Origin of the sequence: Photobacterium sp. S4TG1 (genome assembly GCF_036040035.1) — a bacterium.
In the GTDB taxonomy this organism is placed as follows: domain Bacteria; phylum Pseudomonadota; class Gammaproteobacteria; order Enterobacterales; family Vibrionaceae; genus Photobacterium.
Map to the genome: position 1 here is coordinate 1 of NZ_JAYXUH010000071.1, position 240 is coordinate 240.

Annotated in this window: 1 protein-coding gene; it reads right to left on the reverse strand. The window is 50.8% G+C overall.

Going from position 1 to position 240, the window contains the following annotated elements; all coding sequences use genetic code 11:
• Nucleotides 1-240 (reverse strand): VCBS domain-containing protein (locus VXS03_RS20220; RefSeq protein WP_327765543.1); only part of this gene is annotated, 240 nt, incomplete at both ends.

Here is a 240-nt window from a genome sequence, read left to right on the forward strand (position 1 = left end):
GTGAAGGTTTCAACCCGTGTCTCACCTTCTTTCAGGTACTGCACGGCACTGTTATCAACATCGTATGTCCAGTCGCCGTCCTCACCGATGTTAAGGTGACCCAACGCCTGGCCGTCTTTGGCACTGCCACTCAACGCCTTTTCAGCCTTGAAGACATTCTCACCAGTATCTGCATCTGATAACGTCAAGGTACCATTGGTGCTCAACTGTGGGTTTGACGCATCTTCTGTTACTTGCCCT